Source organism: Chroococcidiopsis sp., assembly GCF_051657925.1.
Taxonomy (GTDB): Bacteria; Cyanobacteriota; Cyanobacteriia; order Cyanobacteriales; family Chroococcidiopsidaceae; genus Chroococcidiopsis.
The window spans coordinates 1-19,967 of sequence record NZ_JBOFLP010000130.1; the positions used below are offsets into that span (position 1 = coordinate 1).

Annotated in this window: 24 protein-coding genes; 11 read left to right on the forward strand and 13 right to left on the reverse strand. The window is 44.2% G+C overall.

What is annotated here, in order from left to right; genetic code table 11:
- Nucleotides 1-605: 605 nt before the first annotated feature.
- Nucleotides 606-767 carry a molybdenum-pterin-binding domain-containing protein gene (locus ACRC32_RS09860; protein ID WP_438553797.1) on the forward strand — a complete coding sequence of 54 codons (162 nt, stop codon included), beginning with the start codon at nucleotides 606-608 and terminating at the stop codon, nucleotides 765-767.
- 27 nt (nucleotides 768-794) lie between these two features.
- On the opposite strand, the gene ACRC32_RS09865 is transcribed toward ACRC32_RS09860, so the two are convergent.
- The 8 genes from ACRC32_RS09865 to ACRC32_RS09900 form a co-directional block, all read right to left on the reverse strand.
- Nucleotides 795-1,058: a hypothetical protein gene (locus ACRC32_RS09865; RefSeq protein ID WP_015156872.1), complete on the reverse strand. Its 264-nt coding sequence runs from the start codon at nucleotides 1,056-1,058 to the stop codon at nucleotides 795-797.
- Nucleotides 1,059-1,545: 487 nt separating this feature from the next.
- Nucleotides 1,546-2,511, reverse strand: coding sequence for a queuosine 5'-phosphate N-glycosylase/hydrolase (locus ACRC32_RS09870; RefSeq protein ID WP_438553798.1), 966 nt, complete (start codon nucleotides 2,509-2,511; stop codon nucleotides 1,546-1,548).
- A gap of 70 nt (nucleotides 2,512-2,581) precedes the next feature.
- Nucleotides 2,582-2,959, reverse strand: a complete 378-nt coding sequence (locus tag ACRC32_RS09875; RefSeq protein WP_438553812.1) for a DUF952 domain-containing protein — start codon at nucleotides 2,957-2,959, stop codon at nucleotides 2,582-2,584.
- Between the two features lie 181 nt (nucleotides 2,960-3,140).
- Entirely contained in the window at nucleotides 3,141-3,962 is an 822-nt protein-coding gene (locus tag ACRC32_RS09880; protein WP_438553799.1) for a tetratricopeptide repeat protein, read from the reverse strand.
- Nucleotides 3,963-4,118: 156 nt separating this feature from the next.
- The gene (locus ACRC32_RS09885) at nucleotides 4,119-4,577 is read right to left on the reverse strand and encodes a DoxX family protein (protein WP_015156876.1); all 459 of its coding nucleotides are present in this window, start codon (nucleotides 4,575-4,577) and stop codon (nucleotides 4,119-4,121) included.
- 163 nt (nucleotides 4,578-4,740) lie between these two features.
- The gene (locus ACRC32_RS09890) at nucleotides 4,741-5,427 is read right to left on the reverse strand and encodes an exonuclease (protein ID WP_438553800.1); all 687 of its coding nucleotides are present in this window, start codon (nucleotides 5,425-5,427) and stop codon (nucleotides 4,741-4,743) included.
- Between the two features lie 61 nt (nucleotides 5,428-5,488).
- Nucleotides 5,489-5,884 carry a nuclear transport factor 2 family protein gene (locus tag ACRC32_RS09895; RefSeq protein ID WP_438553801.1) on the reverse strand — a complete coding sequence of 132 codons (396 nt, stop codon included), beginning with the start codon at nucleotides 5,882-5,884 and terminating at the stop codon, nucleotides 5,489-5,491.
- 213 nt (nucleotides 5,885-6,097) lie between these two features.
- The gene (locus tag ACRC32_RS09900) at nucleotides 6,098-6,541 is read right to left on the reverse strand and encodes an Hsp20/alpha crystallin family protein (RefSeq protein ID WP_438553802.1); all 444 of its coding nucleotides are present in this window, start codon (nucleotides 6,539-6,541) and stop codon (nucleotides 6,098-6,100) included.
- Nucleotides 6,542-7,425: 884 nt separating this feature from the next.
- On the opposite strand from ACRC32_RS09900, the gene argB reads away from it, so the two are divergent.
- Nucleotides 7,426-8,319, forward strand: coding sequence for an acetylglutamate kinase (gene argB / locus ACRC32_RS09905; protein ID WP_039713109.1), 894 nt, complete (start codon nucleotides 7,426-7,428; stop codon nucleotides 8,317-8,319).
- 229 nt (nucleotides 8,320-8,548) lie between these two features.
- On the opposite strand, the gene ACRC32_RS09910 is transcribed toward argB, so the two are convergent.
- Entirely contained in the window at nucleotides 8,549-9,049 is a 501-nt protein-coding gene (locus ACRC32_RS09910; protein WP_438553803.1) for a hypothetical protein, read from the reverse strand.
- A gap of 214 nt (nucleotides 9,050-9,263) precedes the next feature.
- Between ACRC32_RS09910 and ACRC32_RS09915 the strand changes: the two genes are divergently transcribed.
- Entirely contained in the window at nucleotides 9,264-9,800 is a 537-nt protein-coding gene (locus ACRC32_RS09915; RefSeq protein ID WP_438553804.1) for a tetratricopeptide repeat protein, read from the forward strand.
- Between the two features lie 208 nt (nucleotides 9,801-10,008).
- Complete coding sequence (locus ACRC32_RS09920; protein ID WP_438553805.1) at nucleotides 10,009-10,827, forward strand: DUF3153 domain-containing protein; 819 nt, start codon at nucleotides 10,009-10,011, stop codon at nucleotides 10,825-10,827.
- A gap of 25 nt (nucleotides 10,828-10,852) precedes the next feature.
- Here the strand turns inward: ACRC32_RS09920 and pdxH are convergent, their stop codons facing one another.
- Complete coding sequence (gene pdxH / locus ACRC32_RS09925) at nucleotides 10,853-11,497, reverse strand: pyridoxamine 5'-phosphate oxidase (protein ID WP_438553806.1); 645 nt, start codon at nucleotides 11,495-11,497, stop codon at nucleotides 10,853-10,855.
- A gap of 167 nt (nucleotides 11,498-11,664) precedes the next feature.
- Here pdxH and psbX point away from each other — a divergent pair, with 167 nt between their 5' ends.
- From psbX to ACRC32_RS09945, 4 genes are all read left to right on the forward strand, one after another.
- Complete coding sequence (gene psbX, locus ACRC32_RS09930) at nucleotides 11,665-11,784, forward strand: photosystem II reaction center X protein (RefSeq protein ID WP_015156886.1); 120 nt, start codon at nucleotides 11,665-11,667, stop codon at nucleotides 11,782-11,784.
- Between the two features lie 140 nt (nucleotides 11,785-11,924).
- A complete protein-coding gene (locus ACRC32_RS09935; RefSeq protein WP_438553807.1) occupies nucleotides 11,925-12,824 on the forward strand; it encodes a Ycf66 family protein in 900 nt (299 codons plus the stop codon).
- 25 nt (nucleotides 12,825-12,849) lie between these two features.
- Nucleotides 12,850-13,434: a TolB family protein gene (locus ACRC32_RS09940; RefSeq protein WP_438553808.1), complete on the forward strand. Its 585-nt coding sequence runs from the start codon at nucleotides 12,850-12,852 to the stop codon at nucleotides 13,432-13,434.
- Between the two features lie 105 nt (nucleotides 13,435-13,539).
- Entirely contained in the window at nucleotides 13,540-14,040 is a 501-nt protein-coding gene (locus ACRC32_RS09945) for a TolB family protein (RefSeq protein WP_438553813.1), read from the forward strand.
- A gap of 115 nt (nucleotides 14,041-14,155) precedes the next feature.
- Here ACRC32_RS09945 and ACRC32_RS09950 read toward each other — a convergent pair whose 3' ends face one another.
- Nucleotides 14,156-15,163, reverse strand: coding sequence for a succinate dehydrogenase/fumarate reductase iron-sulfur subunit (locus ACRC32_RS09950; RefSeq protein WP_438553814.1), 1,008 nt, complete (start codon nucleotides 15,161-15,163; stop codon nucleotides 14,156-14,158).
- Nucleotides 15,164-16,209: 1,046 nt separating this feature from the next.
- Here ACRC32_RS09950 and ACRC32_RS09955 point away from each other — a divergent pair.
- The 3 genes from ACRC32_RS09955 to ACRC32_RS09965 all read left to right on the forward strand — a co-directional run bounded on the left by ACRC32_RS09955 (nucleotide 16,210) and on the right by ACRC32_RS09965 (nucleotide 18,019).
- A complete protein-coding gene (locus ACRC32_RS09955) occupies nucleotides 16,210-16,623 on the forward strand; it encodes an AbrB family transcriptional regulator (protein WP_015156891.1) in 414 nt (137 codons plus the stop codon).
- A 144-nt stretch (nucleotides 16,624-16,767) separates the two neighbouring features.
- Nucleotides 16,768-17,568, forward strand: coding sequence for a lysostaphin resistance A-like protein (locus ACRC32_RS09960; RefSeq protein WP_438553815.1), 801 nt, complete (start codon nucleotides 16,768-16,770; stop codon nucleotides 17,566-17,568).
- Nucleotides 17,569-17,587: 19 nt separating this feature from the next.
- Nucleotides 17,588-18,019, forward strand: a complete 432-nt coding sequence (locus tag ACRC32_RS09965; protein WP_438553809.1) for a DUF29 domain-containing protein — start codon at nucleotides 17,588-17,590, stop codon at nucleotides 18,017-18,019.
- 165 nt (nucleotides 18,020-18,184) lie between these two features.
- Here ACRC32_RS09965 and cbiE read toward each other — a convergent pair whose 3' ends face one another.
- Both cbiE and ACRC32_RS09975 read right to left on the reverse strand, forming a co-directional pair.
- A complete protein-coding gene (gene cbiE / locus ACRC32_RS09970) occupies nucleotides 18,185-19,432 on the reverse strand; it encodes a precorrin-6y C5,15-methyltransferase (decarboxylating) subunit CbiE (protein WP_438553810.1) in 1,248 nt (415 codons plus the stop codon).
- 76 nt (nucleotides 19,433-19,508) lie between these two features.
- Nucleotides 19,509-19,967 (reverse strand): precorrin-8X methylmutase (locus ACRC32_RS09975; protein WP_438553811.1); only part of this gene is annotated, 459 nt, incomplete at its 5' end.

The window sequence follows — 19,967 nt, forward strand, 5'->3', positions numbered from 1 at the left end:
CTATCATTTATTTCCTCAATTCCCAACACTTGCTGTACGATCGCTAAATTCTTCTGAATGACTTCTCCAATTGCCTTAATTTTTGTTAAGTCTATATCTTCTGGCATAGCGCACCCCATGACCTGACCAGATTTTGTACGTTCAACTTGTTAATACTCTTTGCTAAAACTACTAAACCATAAACCTAACACTATTGTTTGTTCGCTGATAGACAAGTTAATCTATCTAGCCACAGAAATTTACATACAGCTTTAGAGCGAATTCTAATCGTTACCAAAGCTTTTTTTCACTGTGTTAAATAATACTTCGTTTAAATTCTTACAGGCGCACCAGGAGCGAGGAGCCAGCCTAATAAGATCTAGATTGCGAATAAAATTGACCAACAAATGCTAAGTATGCTGCCAAAGCATAGATTGCCCAGCCTAGCCCCTGACTCTCGTTCGAGGCAGGTTGATTGATATTAGTACCAATTACCATCTAATTTTTCACAATTGCGGCGCAGAATCAGTCTCTTGCGATACCACTATTGGTTAAACGCACAAGATATCGTGCTAGTCTATACAGAAGCTCGTTGTGGGTTTTAATGTTACTTCAACTGTGGACAAGTGGCTAAGGATTCAAAGCAGTGGATCACCTTCAAAGTTTCGGAGCTAGAAATGCAAGCGCTCGAAACATATTGTCATCAAACTCAGAGAACAAAAACTGACTTGCTGCGGGCAATGATCCGCAAGCTACCTACATATTCTGAGGACAATCAAACCGAGTGATTTATGGCGACGCGCCTATTTCACTCCCTAAGCGGCGTGCCAATGAGTTTTGGCTAGCCTGTCATACTTCACCATTAATTCCGCTAGCTGAGTAATTTCTGCACAATCAGCATCCTCGGTGACATCATTATATAAACAGTAGTAACATTCATCACCATAAGCTATTTGCATCGTCCAGTCACCTCTGCTGACACTATAGATAACCGCACCAGTTTCTTCATCATAATCGTCATATAGAAAACCATTGTTTGCCAAAAACTGCTCTAACGCGGCTATTTGAATTGGTGTCATGTTGCTGCTGCGCTCCAATTCCGAGTTTATACTCAAGAACTTATAACTATTAACCTACAGGCGAATTCCAGAGACGGCAATTCTCGATCGATCTAGTTAGAGACACACACCCCATAATCAGTCCCTCACATCACTAGCCATGTTCAGAAAAATTATTCTGCTAGCTGTCTAGCGACATAGTTTTATTCTTTTAGATAAATTTGAACTATAGGTTAAACCACTACTAAGAACAAGATACATTAAGATATACTATAATTGTTCCCGATTCCGAGCAGTAACGAACATTGTTTACAAGGTCTTTAAATAACAGCGATTAATTCAGTAGATTTATGAATTTTAGGTTAAATTCTGCGAGTGGTTGTTCGTTTTTGGTAAGAGGCGAGAGGCAAGGGACAGTAGAAAAATAGCCAGTCTTGCGGGCGATCGCTAGCAACTTGCAAATTACAGCCCACCCTCTAGCGATCGCAATTAAGATTGCTATCAATAATTAATAAAATATCGTACGGGTTCGGTGGCGCGGACGTGATTTGTATTCAGGTTGCTGTCCGCGATTCCAAAGGAAATAGTCTAATTTTAAGGCAGAAACTTTATGCCCTAAGCGGCGCAACTGTGCGACTATCAACTCCGCAGCGTGAATAGTACAGGCACGGATCTCAATTTCTTCCTCAGTTCCCGCACCAATTAATTCTTCGGCATCGATTTTTGCAGCCAAACTTTGCTCGTATTGTAAAACATTATCGACACGCAAAACGTGAGGAATGAGATTGTCAGCAAAAATTGTCAATCGTGGTAAGTCGTTGAAAAAACCAAAACTTTGATTTCCTAGTGCAATTGATAAATCGGCAGTGGTTAGTTGGGCGCGTTTGTAAAATGGAACTTCTACGTTGTTATACGTTTGTATGTCTTGAAAATGAGGCATTTTTGCCAACAATTCTACTAAACGCTCGGCTGAGGAGTCAGCAGCATTGACTAATCCTACAAAATCTCCTTCATAGCGATCGAGTAGATGTCGTCCTAATTCATTCCAGGCTGAGGCAAATAACCCCATCAACTCTCGAATTGGTGGTTTAATGAGATTTTGCTCGAAAATATTCGCACAATCTTCCGGCGTTAGGCGACAAAGTTCTCGCGCTCTAAAAGCACCACGAGTTTCAAACCGCTCTTTCAAACAGGTGGCAATGGTAAAGTATCCCGAGAGACGAGGACGTTTTTGTAGGTGGGGAAAGTAGCCAGAACCAAAGTTGATCGCATTGAGCGTGAGAATATAAGCGACTATTTCTCGCGGATCGCCAAGATAATGATAGCGGGGATCGAGTTTGGGCGAACTAGCCTGTTCTATGGGCAAAGAAGCAACATAGGCTGGAATACTTGACTCGTCAATGCGGACGTAATTTGCCCTAGCAGCGACTTCTTGCGCGGCTGCACGGACTCGATCTAGTACACCTAAACTCATCTCCACTCCCCTAACTTCATAGCATCGGCATCTTACACCAATTAATTACAAGATGCACAGACGGCATTCCTCAAGTAAATCCCACAAGTTGTGGCGGAAATTCAAATTTGCCATTTGCGCCTCGTGCAAACTCGATTACCTTAATTACAGCATCTATGTTGAGCGAACCGTAAATATGAGGATATTGCTCTTCGGGTTCCGATTCTTCATATTTAATCTCAACTAGCACGCGCTGAGGATCGATACAAAGAACGATTAATTCTTGATGCTGGAAGAAAAACTTATTGGCTACTTTAACAATTTGTGCTGGCGTAGAGCAGTGAATAAACCCTTCAGTATCGAGCGTGTCACCTCGATAGATTCCTTCTCTCCGTGCTTGTTCCCACTGCGATCGCTGCGTGATGTGCAAAATAAGTTGTGTAGCGGTCGCATCTACCTGAGCTGACATTAAATTTACTATCGTCAATATTAATCCCTACTAATTATGATAGTGTTATGTTCAGTCTCGATTGGCATTTTTTTATTTTTTAGTAATGTTTGATAGCGATTTTTCATAGAAGATGAGATTTGTTTAAACTGAGTGGGGCGCGGTGTGTGGTGTGTGAAAAGAAGTAACTGATAACTGATTGTTAGTACAGGACAAAAGTTAATTGCTTGCGATAGCTCTTAGTTAAGGGATGGTCGTCTTCTAGTAAACCAAAAATCGTTATCATCGCTCTACGAGCGGCATCATTCTGATACTTGCGATCGCGCTCTACCATTGCCAGTAAAATAGATAGCGCTGGTTCGTAATCTCCCTTAAGAGTCAATTGAGCTGCTTGCAGATATTGTCGGTCTAAATCTGTTTCTGGTACCATTTGGGCTACCCGATCCTGCCACTGCATCAACTCTCGCAGCGTTCGTACTTTAGCATCGTATTCTCGACTACCAGAAGGGACTGCTGCCAGCAATTTCTCTGCCGATTCTAAACTACCAATTCCAATTAAAAATTCTGCGGCAGCGATCGCTAATTTGGGATTTTGAGGATAGAGTTCGATCAGTTCGCGGAAGCGTTGCTTGGCTGTTTCAATATTACCAGCAGCGCGAGCGAGTTGGATTGCTTCTATTTCGGTATCTAAAGTAGATTTTAAGCCGTATTGAGCCAGTAATTCCCGAATTTGTGCTTCTGGTAGCACGCCGACAAATCCTGGCTGCATTTGTCCTTGGCTAAAAATTTTGACATCGGGAACTCCTTCCACGCGATACGCCTGCGCCAGTTCCGGGTTTTTGTCGATATCGACTTTAGCCAGGGTAAAGTTATATTCTTCTACAAGTTTTTCGAGAATTGGTTTGAGAACCTGACAAGGACCGCACCATTGAGCAAAAAAATCGACTAAAACGAGTTGTTGTTGCGATCGCTCGATAACCTCAGTGGCAAAATTATTTTGATTTGCTTCAATCGATCGTCCCATACGGTTGTCAGTTATCAGTTATCAGTTGTCGGGGAACGGGCAACAGGGAACAGAGAGCTGAGGAGACTGAGGCAGCAACAACGACCGACTACCAATCTTCACGCAGTGTAGCGGAGCGCGTTTACAACTAACAACCAACAACTATCCATTACCAATTTAATCGCGACTAACTAACTTTTCTGTACCAGAGACAAAACTTTTCGCCCCTGGTTGCGCTTCTGGTTTACGAGTATACCACCATGCCCAAGCAATTAAAACTGCTTGTAACGGCAGCCTCACCCAATACATAATCGGGCTATGTGGAATGCCTTCAATGACAATATCGCTGTGAGTTGCTAAATAAATGTTGGCGGGAAAGACAGCAATAAATAAAATAATCAGCCCCCAAGCCGCAGCAACGCTAATAAAGGGAATTAACAAACCAATGCCACCCAAAATTTCAAAAAAACCGCTGATATATACTAGTTCGACAGGATTGGGCAGTTGAGGCGGAACAATCTTAGCGTATTCTAATGGTTTGAGAAAATGAGTCATTCCTACAATAATAATTGCTACAGCCAGAATGCCTCGGAAAATTTCTTTGCGTCGATTGGGCTGACTGGTACTTGAGTTCATAAGTAAGTCAAAAGTCAATAGTTAGATGTCAAAAGTCAAAATTATGACAAGCAGTTCTCCCACGTCAGTTTTAATTATGATATTGCTGGAAATGCTTCTATCTAAAGACGTAATTAGCAAACCAAATGTTTGTGAGTCACCAATGACTAATGACAAATGACAATCATTTTCTCATTAGCTGCCAATATAGAGTAACGCGCTGTTGCCATTGTTGCCAATAAGATGCGATCGCTTCTGGTTCAAACCAAAAGACTTCTGCTGGCGTTTGGGGAATTGCAACCACAATTAAGGCGCGATTCAACTGAATTCCATAGTCGCGATAATAGTGATTGACTGCACCTAAATAAGCTGCTAATTGCAAAGGATAATCAAATAGCCGTTCGAGGTTTCTTTTTGGTCGATCTGCTGTTTTCCATTCACAGACACAAGGTACACCTCGATAACTGGCAACGCAGTCTACAATTCCAGCATATTTCAAATCTGAGTGAAAAACTGCGCCTTCAATTAATCTGACGACATCAATTTCTTGCAAGACTGGTGCGATACTCTCCCAGTAAGGACGGCTGGCTTCAGAACAAGATATATCTTCACCCTGCAAGTAACGCTGAATGTATTTATGCGTTTGCGTACCGCGACGGCTGGCGGTGGAGGAGATTTGATTGGCGGTTTCTACACCAACACGCTGTTTCCAGTTGAATAGTCTATCTCGATCTGCTTGAGGTTTTGTGGCGTTGAGGATGGTAGAGACACTAGGAAGGCGATCGCCATTTGTACTTAAGTAATATTGCTTGCCATTCTCGCGCACGGATTTGGCATGAATGCTAGGTAACAGCTGAATCTCGGATGGCATGAGCTTAGATTATTTGCAAGATCGATGCTGTTTCATTTTAATCGCCTTAATCGCCTCTCAATTATCTCTGTGCTTGCTTTGCACCTGTAGGCAGAAATACAGCGGAATCGTAGTAGGTGCGGAAGGCTTGTACTAATCCATTGTCAATTTCAATAATGCTGACACCTCTATAGCGTACGTCTTCCCCATTGGATAAAGTCCCTTGCGATCGCCACTCCATAACCGCAGTGTTGCTATCTGCGGTGACATGAGTGAAATCAGAGTGGATGCGATCGAACACTGAGAGATACTTTTGCCAAAATCGCCGCGCGCCGTCCTTTCCTCTGAGTGGTTCTACCATTGCTAGGTTAGTCGCTTCTGCATCCTCGGCAAACATTTCAACTAATGGTTCTACATCGCCACTAGCTTCGATTTGCTGTAGCGTCTGCATGAAGCGATCGGCAATTTCACTCGTCATTTCGCTAAACTCCTATAACTCCCGTTCTAAAATTATTAATTTTTGTCAAGGCAGCTACCTCTATCTGTAGAGACATCAGGAAGTCATAAAGTTAAAAATCAAAACAAGAAAGCCTAGCTACGACATGCAGCTAGGCAAAATGTTCTGATGCTTTTGTAGTGAAGATAAAGCGGAATCGGGGAGTAAGAAGAAATTTTCTTACTCCCTTATTGCTTATCCCTCTAAATTAACTTTGACAACTTTATTTTTTTCTGCCGTAGTCTTAGGGAGAGTCAGATTCAAAATTCCATCTTTATATTCTGCGGTAACGTTGGTGTTTTGAATCCGTGCTGGCAAAGGAATGACACGCTGAAATTTACCGTAGTAAAACTCGCTGCGAGTCTTGCCGTTTTCTTCCTGCTTAGTTTCAGACTTGCGATCGCCACTAACGTAAACAGCAGCTTCCGTAACTTGCACGTCTAAATCTTTCGCTTCCATTCCAGGTACTTCTAATTTAAGGTAGACGGCATCTTCAGTTTCAGAAATTTCTGCGGCTGGCATTTTAGCAATGTTACCATTCACTACAGAATTAGATGCAAATGAATCTTCAAATAAGCGATCGATTTGACGTTGCAGAGTATTCATTTCTTGCCAAGGATTCCAGCGAACTAATACCATAACTACACCTTAATTAATTGCTTTGAGTTTGTTTTCCGTGTTCTTGCTTCTTATCTTACTGGTGTAGAAAGTTCGAGGAAATTCGGTTTTTATGAATGCTGAAATGATGATTACCGAACTGAAAATATCAGTTGAAAGTCGTTTGGAATTTTGTACGGATATCTGCAATATTGGGAGTACGGAAAACCTAACCTAGTTCAACGTTTCGACTATCCCAGTTTCGGTTTCTCAATTATTTTTGGATTTCAAAACAACAACACCCAAGCATCTACTTGCTTAGCGATTTCCTCATGTTTGTAATCCTATCTGGGGTTGCACCGATCGCAATTCCTGTTCAGAGAAAAGTTAGATCGTCGGTTACATTGCCCTCTGTTTTCAACTAGGAGGAAATATCAGCGTTCGAGTTGGGTGTTGCTGTCGGTCGGCCAGACAGATAGTAAAACAGCTTCTTTTACCTCTTAACTCAGTTTATCTATCGGACTTTTGGCTGTTTATCTGCCACAGAAGCTATAGAAAGCTTCTATTTGTAAGATACTACTAACGATTGGAAAACCACATTTCCTGCAACTAATCTTTACTAATTTCAGCGATCGGTTATCATTTATCAGCAAGTGAGGGTGAAACGATGCTCGCCAACTTTCATCTCAGTTTCCAGTACGGGTAGGACGAGATAAAAACCGCAACCGTGCGCTCAGTACAATACGGCGCGATCGAGATCGATTCTACTCGCGTTTGTGGTGCAGCGTGACTCCACGACTCATGAAATAATAACCGACTACCACACACCAGGCTGTTCAAACTGTTATTTCTGAGATTGTGGCAAAACGCAAACTCTTTTAAACTGCACTCTTATCGAGTATTTATTTGCGTTCTGGAAGCAATTCATGAGCAACGAGAGCGAGTACATCAGAGAAACTGAAGCCACGCGGGTAAGAATTCTCAGTGAAGCACTACCCTACATTCAAAAATTTGCCGGACGAATCGTCGTCGTCAAGTATGGCGGCGCAGCGATGAAAGAAAGTTCCCTGAAAGATAAAGTTATTCGCGATATCGTGTTTTTAACTTCTGTGGGAGTGCGCCTTGTCGTAGTTCACGGCGGGGGTCCAGAAATTAATAGTTGGTTAGATAAACTCGGCATTGAACCGCAATTCAAGCACGGACTGCGGGTAACGGATGCGCCGACAATGGACGTGGTAGAAATGGTGTTAGTTGGCAGGGTGAACAAGGAATTAGTTTCTCTCATCAACCGTGCTGGTGGTTCTGCAATTGGGCTATGCGGTAAAGATGCTAACTTAATTACAGCCCGTCCTGAAGGTCGTGAGGGGATTGGCTTCGTAGGAGAAGTTACGAGTATGGACGTGCGGCTGTTAAATTCCCTACTCAAAGAAGGTTATATCCCGGTCGTATCCAGCGTAGCAGCAGACGAAAACGGACAGGCATATAACATCAATGCCGATACTGTAGCAGGGGAACTCGCCGCAGCCCTGGGAGCAGAAAAACTAATTTTACTGACAGATACAGCCGGAATCCTCAAGGACTATAAAGATCCTTCAACGTTACTACCTAGATTGGATATTCAAGAGGCGCGAGATTTAATCGCTGCTGGTGTTGTCGGTGGCGGGATGATTCCCAAAGTTAAATGCTGCGTGCGATCGCTCGCCCAAGGAGTACGTGCAGCTCACATTATCGACGGTCGCATCCCCCACGCCCTTCTACTAGAAGTGTTCACTGACGTAGGTATCGGTTCGATGATCGTTGCTTCCGAATATACTTACTAGATTCACATGTAACTTTCTCTTCTTCCCCCCTTAAAAAGGGGGGCTAGGGGGGATCTTTTTGCATCGTAGTCTTGCGATCCCCCAACCCCCTTAAAAAGGGGGCGATCGCATCAGCAATCTTCACGAGTTTCAATATTTGAAGTTTTCGCACTAAAAAGGGGGCAATCGTACCAGCAATCTTGACAAGTTTCAATAATTGAAGTTTTCGCACCGTGCGATCGCCAACAGCTTACCTGTAAGGATCGAGTCCATTTGGAATTGGGGGAGCGGGTATAACTTCTATAGTACGTACTCTTGGATACCCTACTTCATTTGGATATCGATCGTGTGGATATCGGTCATACGAACGATCGACATTGATAATCGTGATATTTTGGTCTCTATTAGGAGCAGAATCGGGATAGCGATCGAAGTAGCGATCGGAAGGTCTAGGAGTCATCCCCGTTGCTGGATTGACTGGAATGGGTGAGGGAATAGGACTACCGTAGATGTAAGGAGCAGACTGTGGCTGGTTCCTTCTATGATAGTTGCCATTGGGATAGCTCCCACCACCATTGATAATAATCGTAGATTGGGCAGATGTGGGTGTCGAATTGACTAATGGTATTCCTAAAGATAAAAGCGCAGCAGTTGAGCAAGCGACTCTACCCCAGTTGACCCAGCTTGTATATTTATTTGGAATATATTTGTGTGAAATATACTTATGTGGAACCTCGATTATCTTTTTCATATCCAGAACCTAAAATTTTTGGTAGGGCTTAATGTCCACGCGCGATCGGCAGTCTAAAAACTCTGATGCTGCGTTGTTGCCTGTATGTTCCCGATATTTCAGCCCACTATCTAAAATTTTAAATAATTATGGCGATTCATGTTGCGTAAAATTGTTACTTAAGTCAGATGTCGTTAAGCTGCCCATGAGTGACACAATCGAGAAAGAGAGATTCATGCAATCAAACGTGAGTTCCCAATCCCAAGAAATTGTCAAGACTGAGTACAAAGCAGGGTTAGCAACTTTTGAGCGGGGACAATACCGCCAAGCCGTACAACACTTAGAAAAGGCTAGCGCCTTAGCTAACCGTAACAGTCGCCAGGGTGGTGAAGTGCAGCTATGGCTAGTCAATGCTTACGAAGCTGCCGGACAAAGACAAGAGGCGATCGCTTTATGCGAACAGCTCAAACGCCATCCCCACTATGAAATTAATAAGCAAGGACGGCGGTTACTATATATTCTGCAAGCACCGCAACTGCAACGCCCCGCCGAATGGATGACTCAAATCCCCGATCTGGGGGCAATATCAGATAATGAGTCGCAAATAAAACTGAGCATTAAGAGCGATAATCGCAAGCGATCGCCCCAGCCGGAACCAACGCGCGAATTTGAAGATCTGAGTAAAATCAACACGAAAGACAATCGTTTTATCATTGTTGCCCTATTCGCGATCGCCTTAACCCTTGGTGGTTTAATTTGGTGGGGGCTTTAGGTTGGTCATTGGTCATTGATCATTGGTCATTGGTCATTTGTGAAATCCGATTGCAATTGAAACGCTCTGTAGTTAGGTGTCTCACAAATCGCGTGAAAATGCTATATCATCACGCGATCGGCAATAGATGATATCAATAAATAAGAGAAATAAGAGCGATAACTTCGTTCAGTTTTGCTAACGCGCCAGAGTATTCGGAGGGGGGTCTGTGAAACTATCGATCTTGATGGCATCAGCTAGGAAAACTATCGGACAGTTGCGCCTATTAGGAATTGTGCTGTTGTCGTCTTTATTACTTTCTGGTTGCGTCCAGTATCAAGTCGGAGTGAATTTTGACAGTCCAAACTATGGCGAAATCGTGCAACACATCCAGCTAGACGAACGGCTGATGAGTTTGAGTAGCGATTCGGTAAAGACATGGTTAGACAGCATCGAACGTCGCGCCAAGCAACTTCACGGAAAAGCGAAGCGGCGATCGGATCGAGAAGTCACGGTCACAATTCCGTTTAAAAATGGGGCGGACTTAACAGAAAAATTCAATGCATTTTTTCATTACATTGACAAGGAAAATCCAAATAATTTAACAGAAACGGATTTGCCACCAATTGATTCTCAATTGAGTTTGAAGCAAAATAATTTTTTATTGTTAGTGAGAAATCGGTTGAGTTTCGACTTAGACTTGCGATCGCTCTCCCTAATTTCCACAAACACTAATCTAGCTATTAACCCCAGTTCGATCTTAGATTTTGAATTCAGCCTCAACGCCCCTTGGGGAGGACGCAGCATCGAGAAGGCAGAAAACGCCATTCCCGCCAAGAAACAGGGTAATCAGTTGATATGGCGACTGCAACCAGGACAAGTCAATCATATAGAAACTATTTTCTGGCTCCCCAGTCCCCTTGGAATTGGCACAATTTTCATCATTTTATTCATTGCTTTAGGGGTTTATTTACGCGATCGCACTGTGCCAAGTTTAGGAGGGAGTAGGGAGCAGGGAGCAGGGAGCAGGGAGCAGGGAGCAGTATAGAGACGTTACACGTAAGGTCTCTACTCTAGGGAGACAACCGCTCGATCGCCCAACTACCGTTTTCTAGCAGGCGATAGCGGAGGCGATCGTGCAATCTACTCGGTCTACCTTGCCAAAATTCAATTGCGTTAGGAATGACGCGAAAACCTCCCCAGTGCGGCGGACGGGGAATTTCTCGATTTTCATACTTGGTTTGCAATTCTTGCAAGCGCTGTTCTAAAGCTGCGCGACTTTCCACCACCTGACTTTGCTCGGAAGCCCAGGCTCCCAAGCGGCTATTTAACGGACGGCTGCGATAATATTCATCTGACTCTTGGGCTGAAACTTGTTCTACCCGCCCTTCAATCCGCACTTGGCGTTCGAGTTCCGCCCACCAAAAAACTAGCGCTGCATGGGGATTGGTTGTTAGTTCTTGCCCTTTATGACTTTGATAATTGGTATAAAAAACGAAACCGCGTTCGTCAAAACCCTTGAGCAAGACAATTCGAGCCGAAGGTATAGCATCAGTCGTAGCAGTGGCTAAGGTCATAGCATTTGGTTCGGGAATTTGAGCTGATAGGGCGCGATCGAACCAAATTTGAAACTGGCGCAAAGGATTCGGATCGACATCAGTTTCCTGCAAACCTTCAAGTTGATAATCTATGCGAAGAGCGGCAACATTAGGATTCATAGTTTTAGCGACTGTAATGGGTAGTAGGTAATGGGTAATAGGTAATGGGTAGATCGCAAATAACCAATGACCGATGACCAATGACCAATAACTAATTTGCCTTCTCAAGCGTGTAACGACAAATTACAATTAAAGTTGAAGTACTAGACCATTGTGGTTAAAAATCTATGACACCTTCTTTAATGAACTTCTTTTTCAGTTTGCTGGCAGGTTTGGCAATTGTGGTGATTCCAGTCACAGTTGGTTTGATTTTTATTAGCCAACAAGATAAGATTCAACGTTCATAAGAGGGAACAGGGAGTAGGGAGTAGGGAAGAGTATTTAACCCCTAATCCCTTACTCCTAACTCCTAATCCCTCATCTACCCAGCAAACTTTGACGATCTTCTAGTTGACTCGCTAGGCTAGACATACTTGAGAGAACGAAAATGGTCAACTTCAACTTTAACTTTGCGAGTATTTCGGGCATTGTCTTAGCTGTAGCTGGGGCAGCGCTATACTTCCTCCGCAACTTTCGCCCTGGATTGGCGCGAGATCATGACATTTTTTTTGCCGCGATCGGTTTAGTCTGTGGTTTCGTCCTGATTTTTCAAGGTTGGCGGTATGACCCAATTATGCAATTCGGTCAACTGCTGCTGACAGGAGGAACAATATTTTTTGCTGTAGAAAGCGTGAGGCTGCGAAGCGTAGCAACAGAACAAGCTCGACGCAATACTCGAATTGTAGACGAAGAAAGACCCGTCAGCTCTGCATATCAATACGAAGCAGAGTTAGATGAATACGATCCTTTAGAGGAAGAACGCACGATCCCACGGCGGATTCGAGGGAGCAGAGATGGACGTTCCACGCGCACGGACGATTACGATCGCGAGTACGATCGCGAGGAAGAACCCCCCCGACGCTATCGCCGCGATGAGGAAGAACCACCCCGCCGCTCGTCAAGCCGTAGCGGGACAGAGAGAATTGCACCCGCTGACCGGACTCGTACTAGCACCAGCAAGCGACGTTCTCGTCCAGAATCTCGTCCCCTACCACCAGACACAGGGGAGGAAGATTGGAATGAATCTTCTCAGGCAACAACAGAAGATGACTGGGAAGAAAAAGTGACTCGTACTAGCAAGCCGCCTCGCTCCGGTAGTAATGGCTCTAGGCGTGCGGAACAAGCGGATACAGAAGTGTCATCTAGACCGAGAAAACGTCGTCCGCCTCAAAATTCAGTGTACGGTCAGGATGATGTCCAAGTTCCAGCTTCCGATTATGTCGATTACAAACCAATCGAGCGGTTTGACGACGATCGCGATAATTCAACTAATTTTGACGAGCCATAGTTTCGCGCGGATGGCGACAGCATAGATGAACAAATCTACGCTGAGACGGTTGCTGAAGTGGCTGTGTTGGGCGCTCGGTATAAGTATCTTGAGTTTGGCGATCGCAGCCTGTAGTCCTAGCGATCGCCAAGTTTGTTTGTCAGGCTTCCTGAATAGCCCCTATAGCGACGAGCAACCAGCCTTGAGCGGTGATGGGCGTTGGTTAGCGTATGTCTCGAATCGCGATGGCAAGCACCGTTTACTGTTATACGATCTACAAGACCGCTGCCTAGTTTCTCTACCGCGCATTCCCGCCGCAGCGATCGCAGAACATCCGAGCTTGAGTTATACGGGGCGCTATTTAACTTATTTAACTGGCGATCGCGGTAAAATTGTTTTGACGCTGTACGATCGTGCTACGCAACAAACACAGATTGTCAGCCAGTGGTATCAGGCATGGGTGCGCAACCCCAGCATCAGTCCTGACGGGCGTTACATTGCCTTTGAAAGCAGTAAAAACGGGCAATGGGATATTGAAATCCTGGATCGAGGCGATCGCGTTGAGTTGGATATTCCAGATGGTACGATGACAGTTGTTAGGGAGCAGGGAGCAGGGAGTAGGGAGCAGTGACCAGCGATCGGTAATTTCTCCTCTGCCCCTCTGCCCCTCTACTCCCCTTGCTCCTTGTCTTCCTTGTCCCCCTTGTCTCCCTTGTCTATCTGTTTCTCTCTATTTATATTGTTCCTAGTTAGTTTCCTGAGTGGCTGTAGCGGCTCTCCCCATCTTTTAAGCTATCCCTTCGATCCAGGCGGACGCAGCCTCAACAGTCCCGCAGCAGAATTGTCTGCGCGCGTTGCAGGTGAATACGTCGTGTTTACATCCGATCGCTTCGGGCGACAAGATGTTTATTTATTCAATTTAAAAACGAGTAGCCTCGTCAATTTACCAGGATTAAACTCTGTTGATGCGATCGCCTCCGATCCCGATTTATCAGCAGATGGTCGCTACATTGTGTTTACTAGTAGTAGGCGAGGTCAAGTTGGTATTTTTCTCTACGATCGCGAAACTCGCCAGCTCAGGAATTTAACGGCAAATTTAGCAGCAGAAGTGCGCCACCCTACCATCAGCAACGATGGCAACAGGATTGCCTTTGAATCGAGCGCTAACGGTCAGTGGGATATTTTAGTTTGCGATCGCGCTGGCAACTTGATTAACGTGCCGATGAACCCGCAGTGAACGGATGTCAGTTGTCAAAGAGCCGAAGCAGGGAAAAGAGAGCTGCTCTTGAGCTGGGGAAGCTGGGGAAGTTGGGGGAGAAAATACCTAATTACCAATTACCACTCCCTGCTCCCTACTCCCTGCTCTCTGCTCCCTTAACAGCTTCAATCAGCGATCGCACTTCTGCCACGCCTTCAGAAGGGTCGAATTTGAGGGGGAATTTGCCGCGTCTGAGCATTCGCAATCCTAAAGGTCCTAAACTGAGTAAGCCCCTGAGATCTCGCAGGTAATTCGAGACCACGTGCAGTCCAAACTTACGCTCGTCGATCCAGCCACCTTCTTTGACTAACTCGACTAAAACTTTACGGTGGCGGATGGAACGGCTATCGGCAGCATCTTTTAATGGTAAGATTTCCTGCTTGATCTGACTGATGCGATCCATCGGTGCAACATCCATCGGACAAACAGTGTTGCAGTAATAACAACGAGTGCAGCCCCAAACGCCTTGGGTTCCTTGGTTATACTTTTCTAACCGAGTTGCGGTTTCAGCATCGCGAGTATCTGCTACCATTCGGTATGCTTTGGCTAAAGCATGAGGACCGACAAAATCGGGATTGATTTCACGAGCATTGCATTCAGAATAACAAGCACCACACATAATACAGTTACCCGTTCGATCTAATTGCGATCGCTCTGCTGGTGATTGCAAAAACTCCCGTTCTGGGATTTTTCTTGCCCCCGTGCTGACATAGGGATCGACTGCTTCTAGATGATTCCAAAAACTCTTCATATCTACTACCAGATCTTTGATAACTGGCATATTCCCCAAAGGAGAGATAATGATTTCTGGTGTCTTAACATCTCTATTCCTGCTCTCACCCGTGCTTAATTGCAGTCGGCTGACTTCGCTACCAATATTTTCTTTACAGGCTAAAGCTGAGCGACCGTTAATTCGCATTCCACAACTACCACAAATAGTATTGCGACAATTTTTACGAAATGCTAAGCTACCATCTTGCTCCCACTTAAGCCGATTTAAGCAGTCTAAGATTGTATTTCCTGGTTCTACCTCTAGCTGATAAGACTGAACGCGAGGCGCGGAATTTTCTGATTGTCGGACGATTTTAAATAGAACTTGCATTGCCATCAACTAAATTTTGTAAATAGGAGCGATCGCGCTGATAAATCGTTGTTAACGCTACTTGACATTTAATCCATCCTTTCAAAGGAGATTTTGCTGTCTGGTTAGTTAAATTACTGCTCTGTAGTCGATCGCGCTGGAACTGCTTCTAGTGTAGAACGATCGACCTAAATCTGGTGGAATTTATCTAGCACCAGGGTCAAGTTTCAGGTTTGTCAACCCCTTTTTTAAAAAAATATATTTCCCCTCTTTGTGGGCGCATGAGTCGCTGGTGCTAAAGAAATGAAGCTAGAGCAATTTCGTATTCATAAAGGTCAGGGATTTTATATTGATACCAATTTTATCTGCTCTGACAACAGATCCGATTCCCTGACCTCTTTGATGATTTGGGCGCTAGGCAGATCTCTTTTCTCGCCATAAATCAGTAAAAAGGGATGACCTCTTTTCTCCGATTTTACCTGTCTCGATCGAAATTTTTTTGGTTCTTTACAGTGAAAGCTAAGCGTTTGCAACCATTTTTGGGGGTTAGATTCTGCTATGCCTAACCAAATTGTCCCCTTATGGCTAGCCTTTAGTTCAGTCCGCTACAGAAATGGGAAAAATTATTGATGTTTGTTGCATTTCCCAGTTAGAGTCCGAGGAGTGTCTGCTTGACTAAAAAACTTCGATGCTAGCGATCGAAGATTGTATATTTGGTAAGGTTGGTTAAAAAATTAAGATTAAATTTGCAAAGTTGAATTTAAAATGGGTAGTATCTAATTATGGAAAAAATTTTTGGAGAACAGGAGAGATTTGGACATACTTCTTCTATAAAATAAGAGATTAGCTACTTGGCAATTAGCCAGAGCAGTCGGCGATCGAAGATCGCATGTCAGTGGCAAATCAACAGCCTACAACTGACAAAGTGTAACTGATGACTGAAAAAATCGCACAAACAATGTGCGACTAGCAAAGAGCAACTTGACGATAGACAAAAAGCAAACAGCCCAGTCAATATCTGTCAAGCAAACTTTACCCACTTTGGAGAACGTAAGGATATTTGGAGCGTGAGTACTGAAACTGCAACCCATCCATTAACTGGAAAAGCATTGCTGCAAAAGGTAAAAGAACTTTCTAACTTACCTAGACGAGAAAGAGCAAAAGCCTGTGGCTATTATACGGTCACAAAAAACAGCCAAACTCGCGTCAATTTAACCGATTTTTATGATGCCTTACTCGCAGCAAGGGGCATTCCTCTAAGTCCTGAAGGACCAAAAGATGGTCGCGGACGGGAACCAACCTATCGCGTCAGCGTACACAAAAACGGTCAAATTGTAATTGGTGCTACTTACACCGAAGCAATGGGCTTAAAGCCAGGTGATGAATTTGAGATTAAATTAGGTTACAAACACATTCACCTAATTCAACTCGATAGCGATAAAAGTAGAGACGATAACTTAGACGATGAAGACGACGAATAAAAATGGTCGTTGGTCAATTATCATTGGTTAGCCACCAGCAATCGATAGCAAGTGACCGATGACAAATTTTATCTGAGGCGTGCTAATCGCGGATCGTATAACTGCCAAATCTTAATGTCATTCCAGACAATTGCACCTGTATCGATGATACAGGTGACAGAATTTTTTCTAGTATGGACTGCTTGCTGGCTACCATTAGCAATTGGTTGCGCGATCGCAATTAAATGGCGACCGTCTCAACCAATTACAAGTGGACAAAAATTACCACTGCTTGCCTCACTTTACGCGATCGCGCCCTTGATTTTGTGGCAAGCCAGCCAGTTTTTGGCAGTACCTTTTACTGATTGGGGCTTCACCTGGAATTGGCATCTGTTAATTTCTAGTGGTGGGGGTTTTGTAATTGGCGCGATCGGTATTACTAGTTTATTTGCCGGACAAATAGCTCTTGGTTGGGTGAAATGGCAGCAATCCGAACCAAAAAAATCTAGACAAATTGCATCAGTTGTGCTGTTAACTTTACTATTAGCAGTGTGGATTAGCGGCACGGAAGAATTAATTTTTCGCGGCTTCGTTTTCACTCAATTAGAACGCGACTTTCATTTAGGCTGGGCAGCTGCAATTTCCAGTCTAATTTTTGCTTTGTTACATCTAGTTTGGGAGCAGAAAGAAACACTTCCACAATTGCCTGGACTGTGGTTAATGGGTATGGTGTTGGTACTTGCCCGTTGGGTAGACAATGGAAGTTTGGGCTTAGCTTGGGGACTTCATGCGGGTTGGGTATGGGCGATCGCATGTTTGGATACCTTACAAGTCGTAGATTATACGGGTAATGCAGCAGCATGGGTTACGGGAAAATATGGTAAGCCTTTGGCAGGTGTAGTAGGGTTACTATTTTTACTCGCAACAGGCACGATTATTTGGTTGTACCGAGTTTTTTACGCTTAAATAAAAGCGCGATCGCCTCATGAAACATCTCTACGAAAAAGATTTTTATGCTTGGACGCAAGCCACTGCTAAAGCACTGAAGGCAAAGAATTTTGATGCAGTTGACTGGGATAATCTGATTGAGGAAGTAGAAAGCTTGAGCAGGCGAGAGAGACAAGAACTGAGAAATCGTTTGGGAGTGTTAATCGGACATCTACTGAAATGGCAGTATCAACCCCAGCATCGAGGTAATAGCTGGCTAGCCACAATTAAAGAACAGCGCCAGCAGATTCTATTGTTAATGAATGAAAACCTTAGCCTAAAAAGCTATTTAGATGAAGCAGTGGCGATCGGTTATTCTAGTGGCATTAACTTAGCAGTTAAAGAGGCGGAGTTACCATACGAGGTTTTTCCACCTGTGTGTCCTTACAGCTTGGTGCAAGTGTTGGATGCTGAGTTTTTCCCAATCTGAAAACCGAGATGAGAAATGCAGGTAAAAGCTTGGAAATTATGGGGTTTCGGATTATTGCTGAGTGCTATTGTCAATTTTTTATGTCACGCATCAGCCGTAGGCGTTAGCGATAGCGAAGGCGAAGCCGTTAGCGAAGCGTTAGGCGCAAAGGCGCGAAGAAGATCGCTAAAGATGTTTAGCAGTGATAATTGTAACTGGATTCAGAGGGGCAAAGCGGGTGAGTTGCGCTATGGGTACGGAACGGGAGAGTTGGACTTGCAATAATTGATATTCCCAGCTATTTTGATGCTTGAACCAGTCTAGAGCCGTGCTGAGGTGTTCTAGCGTAGCAAGAGCAATGACTAAAACTCCGCCAGAAGATAAGCAGGAACAGGTTTCTAGAATAGAGGTTAAGTTACCACTGCTACCACCGACAAAAACGCGATCGCATCTAGGAAGGTTTTGTAAAATCTCTGGAGCAGTACCGTGGATTGACGTAACGTTTTTTACGCCGAATCGTTGGCAGTTTTGAGCAATTAACGCGCTACCAGCTGCCGTTTTTTCAATTGCGTAAATTTTACTAGTAGGAAATAAACGAGCAATTTCAATCGAAACCGAACCAGTTCCCGCCCCAATATCCCAAACAATTTGTTCGGGCTGCAGCGCCAGTTCGCCTAAAATCAAGAGGCGTACCTCTCGTTTTGTCATCAATCCTGGGCGATCGCTAAAACTGAGAAATAAACGATCTGGTATCCCTAGTTGCGGTAAGTTGGCTAAGTTCAGTTGTAGTTCTGGCTCGGATTGGCGGAGTAAGATAACAATATTTAAAGGTGCAAAAGACAGATTCTCTGTAGAGACATTACAGTTAATCTCTCGACATACTTCGTCCTCGCCACCCAAATTTTCGCATACCCAAAGTTTGTAGCGATCGAGTAAATCTAGCGATACTAATAGACGAGCGATTGCATGAGGGTTATTTGTTTTATCCGTCAATACGGCAATCTTCTCTACCCCTTGCTGCAACGCCTGAATTAATTCATCTAGCGATCGCCCGTGAGCGCTAATCGCCTTAACGTCTTGCCAGGGAACTTTGAGCTGATTAAATGCTAACTGTATTGAGCTGAGGTGGGGATGAAAAGTTAGTTTTTCTGGTGGGAGTTCTGCAAGTAGCAATCGCCCTAAACCAAAAAATAACGGATCGCCCGATACTAAAATTACAATACCATCTTTACCATCTGCTAAATAACGGCGAATTTGAGCGATCGCTTCGATGAAATCTCCTAGAATGAAACGCGGTGCTGGGTGGTGTGGGAAGTAATTTAAGTGGCGATCGCTCCCTACAAGTAATTTTGCCTCCACAACCAATTGACGTACTGAATCAACCAGTCCCTCAGCTCCATCTAATCCAATGCCAATTACGTGTATTGGTGTCATTTGTCAGTTATCAGTTGTCAGTTGTCGGTGAAGAAAGGGAGCAGAGAGCAGGGAGTAGGGAGCAGTTACTTACGACTTACAATTCCTGTTCTAACGCCAACATAATTAAAGCATTTAAGATCGCAGCGGCGACGGAGGAACCACCTTTGCGTCCTTCTACACGAATTTGATTGACTGGGGAGCGAGCTAATGCAGCCTTAGATTCAACTACTGAGATAAAACCTACTGGCGCACCAATTACCACAGCTGGCAGCGCACTGGCGCTGTCTAATTCTTGACATAAAGCTAAAAGCGCTGTGGGAGCATTACCGATCGCAAAAATTGCTGTAGGAAACTTTTCATAAGACTGGATTAATCCTGTTTCCGCGCGAGTTTTGCCTGGAAGAGCTACTTCAACTCCTTCTACAGCGCTAATGAGTGGATTATCAAAAGTTTTTCTGAGCAAATTCACTACACCCTGTTTTACCATTCCTACATCAGTAATAATCGGCACGCGATCGCGAATTGCCTGAATTCCTGCTTCAATAGCGTTGGG